Annotated in this window: 7 protein-coding genes and 1 pseudogene; 3 read left to right on the top strand and 5 right to left on the bottom strand. The window is 44.7% G+C overall.

Annotated features, from left to right (window positions below; all coding sequences use genetic code 11):
• The coding region (locus AC5JL3_RS08530) for a hypothetical protein (RefSeq protein ID WP_496074079.1) at positions 1–800 on the top strand (800 nt) is incomplete at its 5' end.
• 193 nt (positions 801–993) lie between these two features.
• On the opposite strand, the gene AC5JL3_RS08525 is transcribed toward AC5JL3_RS08530, so the two are convergent.
• On the bottom strand, positions 994–4,773 hold the full coding sequence (locus AC5JL3_RS08525) for a PAS domain S-box protein (protein WP_496074078.1): 3,780 nt from the start codon (positions 4,771–4,773) through the stop codon (positions 994–996).
• A gap of 338 nt (positions 4,774–5,111) precedes the next feature.
• Between AC5JL3_RS08525 and AC5JL3_RS08520 the strand changes: the two genes are divergently transcribed.
• Together AC5JL3_RS08520 and AC5JL3_RS08515 are read left to right on the top strand one after the other, a co-directional pair.
• Positions 5,112–5,624, top strand: a complete 513-nt coding sequence (locus AC5JL3_RS08520; protein ID WP_192219092.1) for a hypothetical protein — start codon at positions 5,112–5,114, stop codon at positions 5,622–5,624.
• Between the two features lie 133 nt (positions 5,625–5,757).
• Complete coding sequence (locus AC5JL3_RS08515) at positions 5,758–6,645, top strand: hypothetical protein (RefSeq protein ID WP_496074077.1); 888 nt, start codon at positions 5,758–5,760, stop codon at positions 6,643–6,645.
• On the opposite strand, the gene AC5JL3_RS08510 is transcribed toward AC5JL3_RS08515, so the two are convergent.
• The 4 genes and pseudogenes from AC5JL3_RS08510 to AC5JL3_RS08495 form a co-directional block, all read right to left on the bottom strand.
• On the bottom strand, positions 6,642–7,076 hold the full coding sequence (locus AC5JL3_RS08510) for an ATP-binding protein (protein ID WP_496074076.1): 435 nt from the start codon (positions 7,074–7,076) through the stop codon (positions 6,642–6,644). The genes AC5JL3_RS08515 and AC5JL3_RS08510 overlap by 4 nt on opposite strands.
• Positions 7,077–7,101: 25 nt before the next feature.
• Entirely contained in the window at positions 7,102–8,103 is a 1,002-nt protein-coding gene (locus AC5JL3_RS08505) for a sugar transferase (protein WP_496074075.1), read from the bottom strand.
• Positions 8,104–8,218: 115 nt separating this feature from the next.
• Positions 8,219–8,290, bottom strand: a pseudogene (locus AC5JL3_RS08500) (type II toxin-antitoxin system HigB family toxin); the annotation flags it as partial.
• 16 nt (positions 8,291–8,306) lie between these two features.
• Positions 8,307–8,795, bottom strand: coding sequence for a DUF29 domain-containing protein (locus tag AC5JL3_RS08495; RefSeq protein WP_496074074.1), 489 nt, complete (start codon positions 8,793–8,795; stop codon positions 8,307–8,309).
• Positions 8,796–9,101: the final 306 nt, after the last annotated feature.

Raw genomic sequence — 9,101 nt, 5'->3', positions numbered from 1 at the left:
GTGTTGAGGCAGGAGGTAGCTCCCTCCTTGACATTAACGTCGGCAGCAACACTGTTGAAGACACGACAGGGACAGGTATTGCTGTTGAGGTTCTTGGGCAAGCTCAAGTTGATGCCACGATTAACGACAACACCCTCACCGATAATCTGGAGAACATCACTGTTGGCTTAGTTGATACAGCCCAAGGAATTGTAGAGGTTGTGGAGAATACCATCACAGGTGGTGCAATTGGGGTAGGTGTTGAGGCAGGAGGTAGCTCCCTCCTTGACATTAACGTCGGCAGCAACACTGTTGAAGACACGACAGGGACAGGTATTGCTGTTAGTAGCGCTGACCAAACTCAGGTTAATTCAATCATTAGCGACAACTCACTCAAAAACAATGTTAATGGTGTCAATGTTGGTTCGACAGGAGCCGCTCAAGGAACGCTAACAGTTGTCAATAATGATGTCACTAACACTCTTAGTGGTATTAGTATTGCCGTTGCCTTAGAGAATGATTCAGTCCTTGATATTGGTATCGGTGGCAATAGCGTTGATACTCCCCCTGGAACGGGCATCACTATTGATTCGCCGCCAGCCACGGCTTCAACATTGACAGTTGACCAAAACACTACTGTTAACTTACAGCCCAGTCTAGGGGGCGCTCCTGTGATTGTCATTCCTAACGGAACAATACCAATTCCTGTACCAGTTGTACCAAGCCCAACTAATCCAATTCCTGTACCAGTTGTACCAAGCCCGACTAATCCAATTCCTGTACCAGTTGTACCAAGCCCGACTAATCCAATTCCTTTTTGATAAAGCATCTCTAGTTTAAGATGTTCAACTTGTTCGTAGGTCATGGTTTTTCTGCTTTGACCTACTTTTCCCTTTCCTCTAATGACCTGAACTTAGTGTTAGCTAATATGCATTTAAGTGGTATGTAGAAAACAACCCGAATGATTCATTATCTTGGGTTTTCGCTTAGATGAATTTAGAGGGCTTATTTATTTTATGCATTACTTTGCCGGGGTAATGTAAACCAGAAGGTAGTACCAATATTGGGACAGCTATCAACGCCAATATCACCGCCATGAGCAGTAATAATTTGGTGACACAGATATAACCCTAAGCCGAGGCCTCTTTTAGGACGTTGTTTTGGGGTATTACCTTGAGTGTAGAGTTGAAAGACCATTGCTGTGGTTTCCTGATTCATACCTACACCGTTATCGGAGACACTACAGCGAATTAAATCAGGCTCTACACTTGCTTCTAGTGTGAGATGAACACCAGGCGGATTGTGGTTCATTGCATTGGAAAGCAAGTTCTCGAAGACTCGCTGTAACTGAGTTGAGTCGGCAAGAATCACTGGTAAGTCAGTAGTGACGTGGTTCGTTAGAGTCGCTTGATTTTTTTCTAGTAAGGCAGCTAAATCCTCAACAAGGTTTTGAATGAGGGTTTTTAGCTGTAGGGGTTCCCGTTGCAGAACCATGCCTTGAACTTCACTCTGATGGACATCAAGGAGTGAGTCGATCAGGCGTAACTGGCGATCGCTACTTTGAATCATTCGCTCTAAAATTGAGTGAGAAACGGAAATTGTTGGTTGTTCGTTGCTGCTGGCAACCTGACGATTGAGGACTGGTTGCTGGTTGAGTAGATTATTCAGCACAAGTAACCAACCCATAACAGGGGTGCGTAAGTCGTGAGAGACAGCGTGTAGGAAGACATCTTTGAGTTGATGTAGTTCTTGCAGTTCAGCGTATTTTTGTTGGAGTTCTTGGGTACGTTGCTCAACTATCTGTTCTAAATTGGTGTTAAGGTCTTGAACTTCTTGGTATAACTGAGCTTGTTGTAGAGCGATCGCAACTTGTGTTGCTAGTTGCTCTAATAAATCAATTTCCCACTGTTGCCATTGCCGAGAGGTACTGCATTGATGAGCGGCTAATCGTCCCGATACGCTACCACTAACTTCAATTGGCACCGCGAGGCTCGCTTTAACACCGTACTTGGCAAAATACTCAGCGCGTAGGGGTGATATCTCTGCCGTTGACGCATCGTTGATGACAATCACCCCTCCAGCGATAAACATTGGAATTAATCGCCTGAGTGTATCATTGTCTTCCAAGTCTTCAAAAAACAGCCCTCGGATTGAACCCCAACCAGTAGCAACCGATTCAGCAAACATGGGATTTTGGGACTCGTTAATCTGAATAATAAAGACTCGATCCGCCTTGAGAAACTGGCGCACTTCCGTCACAGTTGTTTTGAGAATTTGCTCAATATTGAGGCTTTGCCGAATCCGAGAGGCGATTTCTGCTCTAAGGCGATCGCGTTGTGCGCCAAGACGCAGTTCTGCTTCTGCTTTTATTCGTTCGGTGATGTCACGGATAATCGCTAAACTATGAAGTTCACCTTTATAAGTAAAGCCAATTCCAAACACATCTACAGGAAAGGTTGAGCCATCTTTACGGATGTTAATAGACTGAATCCGATATTCCCCACCTACTTTAATTGTTTCAAAAAAATCTTTTAGCTTTAAGTGAAAGTTTGGATGAATATACTGCGTAGGGTCTAAATGGATAAACTCTTCATACGAATAACCATGCATCTTATATGCCGCTGGATTTGCCTCAATCAAGGTTCCATCTAGACGGTTAATCAGTAACGCATCACTAGTCGCTTCAAAAATACTCCGATATTGTTCTTCTTTTTCTTGCAAAGAGGCAATTAAGCGTGTCCTTACTACCTCTGCTTGCAGTTGTTCAGTAATGTCACGTACCACTGCCAAAAAATGTGGCTTGCCTCGGTACATAAAGCGTGTACCAAGCACCTCAACTTGAAATATAGTACCATCTTTACGAACATCATCAGCCCGACAGATAAACGATTCACCCGCCTTGAGTTTGACCATATATTCTTCATATAGATGGTAGCTATTGGGGTGGACAAAGGCTTTGGGATTTAGCCCAATAAATTCATCATAAGTGTAGCCATGCATCTGACAGCAAGCCGGATTTGCCTCGACAATTAAGCCCGTATCTGGGTCATTAATAATTAAGCCATCACTGGTCGATTCAAAAATGCTGCGATACTGGGCTTCTTTTTCTCGCAATTGCGCTTCTGCACGTTGGCGATCGCTAATATCCAGCAATGTTCCAATCATGGCTGGCTTTCCCTTGAATTCTGTTTTATTTCCCAGTACTTCCAGCGTAATCAACGTTCCATCTTTTTTCTGTCCTCTGAAGGTGTAGTGAATCGTTTCGACTTCACCCTCTAACCGCTTTCTGACATTTTCAGCAACTAAATCCGCATCTTCTGGGATTGGGAGATTGGATAAGTCACGGCTAGATAGAAATTCTTCTAGCGTATAGCCAAAAATCTCGGCAAACTTGGGATTAACATAAGGAAACTTACCATCTTGAATGACGTAGATTCCTGCCAAAGATTTTTCTACTAAATTGCGGAACCGTTCTTCACTTTCTCGTAAGGAGCATTCTGCCTGCCTACGTTCTGTAATATCACGAACAATTGTCAAAACTTCATCTTCACCACTGACAACAATTCGTGCTTCATAATCACGTTCTTTGCCGTTGAAGGATAGTTGATATTCAAAGCTTTGAACTTCCCCAGTCTTCAACGCTTGCTCAACATAATACATCCGCTCTTGGGCAACATCTGGGGGAAGCACATCATAGACCGTTTGACCAATTGCCTGAGTCGGGTCAATCAACAAATCACTTACATTTTCCGCTTTGACATCTAGATAGGTTCCATCCCGTTGCAGCCGAAACATCAAGTCGGGAATCGCGTTGACAAAGGCACGATTTCTGGCTTCACTTTGCTGCAAAGCGACTTCCGCCTGTTTTCGGTCTGTGATATCTACCATAAAGCCGTCCCATAGGATGTCACCATTTGGCTGTTGCTGTGGTCGGGAACGACCTTGAACCCACTTAAGTTTGCTGGAAGGGGTGATGATGCGTCCTTCCCAATTCCAAGGCGATGAAGTGGCAATCGAAGCAGCTACAGATTGTTCATACGTCTCACGGTCATCGGGGTGAATCAAGTCTGTGAGTAACTCAGAGTTGCTTTGAATTACAGCCAGAGGTAATTCATAAAGTTCAATACAACCAGAACTGGCATAGAGAATAGAGCGGGAACGATCTTTTCGCTGGAGAAATTGAAAAATCATTCCCGGTACATTAGCGGCAATTTGTTCGACTCTAGATTGGCTTTGGCGCAGTGCCGCTTCAGTTTGGCGATGTGCTATTGCGCCTCCCAAGGTTGCTGCCATTGTCATCAAAACCGCTTCTTCATCCTTTGACCACCGCCGTTCACTCTGGCAATCATCAAAGCCAACAACCCCCCAAAATTCTCCATTCACTGGAATCGGCACTACGATAATCGACAGAATCCCTTGAGGTTCAAATCGTTGCCGTTCTCCTGAATCGACGGGATAATCTCGAACTAATAGACTCAGTGGTTGTCCGTGCTGAATCTCGTCGTACCACCTCTCCATGCCAAAGGCGGAAAACGGGACATTCTGCACACGAGGATTGGCAATTTGAGGCTCAACGGTATCCCTTGACCACTCGTACCGCAGACTGGTTGCAGGCTCACCTGTCTCTGGATGCGGATGAATTTGGGCAATATAGACTCGATCCACATTAGTGACTTGCCCCAAGGTGGCTAAGGCTAGATTAATTCCCAGTCCATAGTCAGCCGTTGTCAGTAGTTGACTGGTAGCTTGAGCGACACCTTGTAGCAGATTCGACCAAGAGGAGTTAGTCAGCATGTCTGTTGTGAGTTTTCCTTTGGGGCAAGAAACTTAGAGTTGACCTCTGCTTCAACTAAAGTACGGGGAATTCCGTTGAGTGTTTACTTTTGTAACAAATTTAATAACAAATTGACTCCTCCTCTAATTAAAGTACGGGCGATTCTGTTAACGGTTGACATAAGTGAAGAAATCCCGTCAACCATTAACGTTGGCTTGTGTTTCTTCCCCTGTCCAGAAATGGCAGATTTCCATAGTGCTTCTTGTGTGAGCTTTGTGATGTGACTTGAGGGTGATCCCGATTAGCAAACACTGCGCCAGAATTGGAACAAGAACCCCAATCATTCAAGGAGAAAACGATGATTATGAACCGTTTGCGTAAGATTTTGGCTCCTTTGCTTTTATGTCTATTACTTTTCGTAACATCCTGCGCGACAGAGGCTCCTTCTCGTTTTGACCAGGCACAGCAGGAAAGCAGTCAGCAGAAAAGTGGTCAGGCTGTTGCGAAAGATGCCACACAAGGCTCTAGTTTTAATAAGTTCTTCCCGAAAGGGGGCAATGGCTATGATTTTGCCTATGCTCAGGAGAAAAAAGGATTTGCTGAGGGGAAGTTGAAAAAAGATGGCAAAGATGTTGCAATGCTATCTATTTCTGACACGAGTAGCACTCCAGCCGCAGTAGCGAAATTTCAGCAAAGTACAAAAAAAATTGGGGGTTATCCAGCCGTAGAAGTTGGCAATACTCAAACGGCTGTCCTCGTCAACAACCGCTACCAGGTGAAAGCCTTATCTCGTGACCCTTCATTTACAGCAAGCGATCGCGAAGCTTGGCTACAAAAATTTAACCTCAATGGTCTTGCTCGACTTCAGTAAATCAGGCTCGGTGGCATCAGAACCCCCTCAATATTCTTGAGTAGGAGCCTTTCCCTGACTGCCATTTCAAGACTCAAGACTTAATGATTGAAGCATCTGGTAAAAACTCAAAACGAAGATAAGGAGCCTTTTTGTGAGCAAACCAATTTTTGAACTCGTTAATGAACTGCCAACTAAAAACATTACCACGATGGCACTACGGTCACTAGACTTTGTCATTCCTGGTCAGTGGAATAATTTGGTTGGTTTTGAGAATACAATACGCACCGTCACGGGTGAAACGGACGAAGCCCTGATTCAGCAAATAGGCGATCGCGCTGTCTATTTGTACAACGATCGCTCTCAGGGCTACCAACGCGCCATGTGGCTTTACCAAACCGTTGACAAGACTGATTATGCTCTTGGTGCTGCTGCCTTAGCTAATAAAGTTGGCGAGAAAATTCCCCTAATGGGTTTCTTAAACCGACTAACACCGAAAGCTGACAAAGCACAGACTATTGATTTGTCCTTGAAATTAGTCGTGGAGGTCGTCGCCTTCTGCCAAATTAACGGTATCCCTGGCGATAGTATTGGGGACTTCGTTGGTTCTTTAGGGGACTATGGTGGCGAAAACTTGATGCGGATGGCAGCACTGGTTTGTTTTGATGGTCTGATTCCCCTTGGTCCTGACTTTATCCAGAAAGCACAATCAACTATTTCAAGCCTAAAGCCTTCAGATTTAGAACAAAATCAGACCTTCAGCAGTATCAAAGACACCATTCCTGGTGGCGATTCCGGTGGCAAGCTCAACTTTATTGGTCGTAGCTTTGACTCGGTTAAAGGTTGGATGGGTAATTTTGTTGCCTCGAAAGCTTTAACTCCCCAAAAAGTAGCAAATAACTTGCATGGGTTTATTGATGTTGCCGACAATAAATTGGACTACCTAGGTGCCTTTCTGGATGTATCCACAAACTACTACGAACACACGGGCACTCAAACCCTGGCAAGGCGTTTGATTGAACGAGCTGTTGCTGAAATTTAGCGTCGTTTACGCATCAGTAGACAATTGCGCTCATCATCCAGCCGAGCGTAAGAAAGCTCGTCTGTTAGCTGCTGCATAAAAATCAGCCCTCTGCCTCCTTCTTTTTCAAGTGGATCAGATTCCTCCTGGCAGAGGGATTGGAGTTTTGATTGAAAATCAAAAGGGGGTCCCTGATCCCAAATTCGCATCTCTAGGAAGTCAGGAAAAACCTTTAATTCTAGATCAATTGGAGTGGTTGGAGGTAAGTCATGATGGGCATGGCGAACCGCATTGGTAAAGCCTTCGACCAAAGCAAGTTGGCACTGCGACCCAAGTTGATGAGGCAGTAGAGATGAAGTAAATTCCTCGAACCACTGCAAAACTTCTGTCACAGCATTCAAGTCCGTCTTCACCTGAAGATGGGATTGTTGGACTGGTCTTTCATTGTGCATGAACCGAAGCTGGTTCCAGGTTTTTCTAAACAGCGCCACTATCTTTACGAAACACAACCAAGATTGTTTTGACGATGAGTTTCAGGTCATACGCTAACGACCAGTTTTGCTGGTAGCGTAAATCCAGTTTAATGATGTCTTCAAAATTGCGGACTGAAGAGCGTCCATTCACCTGCCATTCCCCGGTCATTCCTGGCTTAACATCTAAGCGTTGCCACTCCGGTACTTCATAGATATCAACTTCATTCGGTGTCGGGGGTCTGGTACCAACCAAACTCATCTCACCTCTAATGACATTCCAGAATTGAGGCAGTTCATCTAAACTGGTTTTCCGTAAAAAGCGACCTACAGGCGTTATTCGGGGATCGTTCTCAATTTTAAAAGTCTTACCGTCTGATTGATTTATGCTTTCAAGTTCTTTTTTTCTTTCTTCCGCATCCATATACATAGAACGGAATTTCCAGATTGTAAAGGGTTTTCCCATCCAACCTAAGCGAGTTTGACCAAAGAAAATTGGGCCTGGACTATCGCGTTTAATCGCGATCGCAATTGGGATAAAGGCAATGCTAGTAATCCCTAAACCCACAATTGCGCCCACAACATCTAAGGTACGCTTCACGGGAGAGCGTACAGAAGGGTGAGTTGTTGGCAACTGCGTTTTTCCCCAATTATCGGCTAGCCGTTTGGGTTCATCCAGTTGCTCAAGGGTCAAAACCTTGTCAAGCGCTGTCATTTCCAGCACTGCCATCACCTGAGGAGTTACATTCCTAAGTACTAGTTCAACTCCTTTTCCTCTAGCACTCTTGTGATTACTCACCAATGCACCAATTCCACTACTGTCAATAAACGTAGTCTGGCTGAAATCGAAATTAATTTTTTTGGGAATAGAATCCCCTTGCAGAAGTTGCTGACAAGTTTCTTTGAAAGCCACAGCTTCCAAACCACTCAGGCGAATGGGTATCTGGATCAAGGCTGTATCGTCTAAAGAGACGATCTCGAAACTCGTTTTTGGCGCTAGATCAGCCATAAAGTCCTGGTAATCAGTTGTAACCTATCTTAATTCTGACCATTATTCTGTCTCAGAATCTTCGACTTCGCCAACTATAAAGATATGTTTACTCTTTCCTGACATCCTCTGTTGGTCAACGCCAGCCGATACTGACAATCAGGCGATAGTCATTACCTTTGATGTTGAAGAGAGTGAAGTTCCCAACTTCTTCAGCTCAACCTCTACTCCAATTCACTAACCAACTCACTCGCTTCCCCAGGATAAAAGCGATCGCCTAAAATTTCCGTCAAACTGTAGGGACACTCAACCGGAAAAGTCCCACTAGGCAGCTCAGTTTCCTTCACAGCCAATATGACACCCTTAGCATAAGCTTTCTGGAGTGCTTCCTCCAAGTAGGGTTTGAGGCTGGGATTCTCTTCAAGCAGTTCGGACACATCCAGACGCTGCACCTGAATTGTTGCAAGCCAACTACGGCTACGGTTAGAGAATTGGTACTCCCATTTCAGTAAATGACCAATCAATACACTCAACCGATTTCGCAGTTCCTGACGTTGCTGTTTCCCCAAGGATTCAATCTCCTCAATCAAATTGAGCAAGTCAAGCTCACTCCACTGATGTTCGCGAAGTAATGAAGCTTGTTCCTGCGTCCAGGCGTAGAAATCTGTTTCGTAGAGGCTTGCTGTCTTTTCGTTCGTTTCCGGCACAGGCATGAGCGTTTTCCCACCTCAACGTTCCTATTGTAGAACTGCCTACCAGCTCTATTCTTCCTGGTTACTGGCACGATCACACTTATGAAAGATGAATAGACCTCTTGCAAAAATATCACCGGACGGGCAAGATGCCCATCCCACAAAAATCATTTTTTCTTGTAGGGTAGGCGTCCCGCCTGCCCCAGAATTTGATGAAAGGGACTGTTGCAAGAGGTCTAATGTAGCAAAATTTGGATTGAGCCAGCTTTGTATATATAGAACCCATTTGACATCTGAGTAGCTCTTGAATTAAGGTGCTCGAAGCCA

The sequence above is a fragment of the Symplocastrum torsivum genome (genome assembly GCF_059505465.1).
This window is presented reverse-complemented; position numbering and strand designations above follow the sequence as displayed.

What these genes read in the sequence shown, in the direction of transcription:
- AC5JL3_RS08520 (WP_192219092.1), top strand. Translation starts at nt 5,112, where the DNA reads ATGATTATGAACCGTTTGCGTAAGATTTTGGCTCCTTTGCTTTTATGT.
- AC5JL3_RS08510 (WP_496074076.1), bottom strand. Translation starts at nt 7,076, where the DNA reads ATGCACAATGAAAGACCAGTCCAACAATCCCATCTTCAGGTGAAGACG.
- AC5JL3_RS08525 (WP_496074078.1), bottom strand. Translation starts at nt 4,773, where the DNA reads ATGCTGACTAACTCCTCTTGGTCGAATCTGCTACAAGGTGTCGCTCAA.
- AC5JL3_RS08495 (WP_496074074.1), bottom strand. Translation starts at nt 8,795, where the DNA reads ATGCCTGTGCCGGAAACGAACGAAAAGACAGCAAGCCTCTACGAAACA.
- AC5JL3_RS08505 (WP_496074075.1), bottom strand. Translation starts at nt 8,103, where the DNA reads ATGGCTGATCTAGCGCCAAAAACGAGTTTCGAGATCGTCTCTTTAGAC.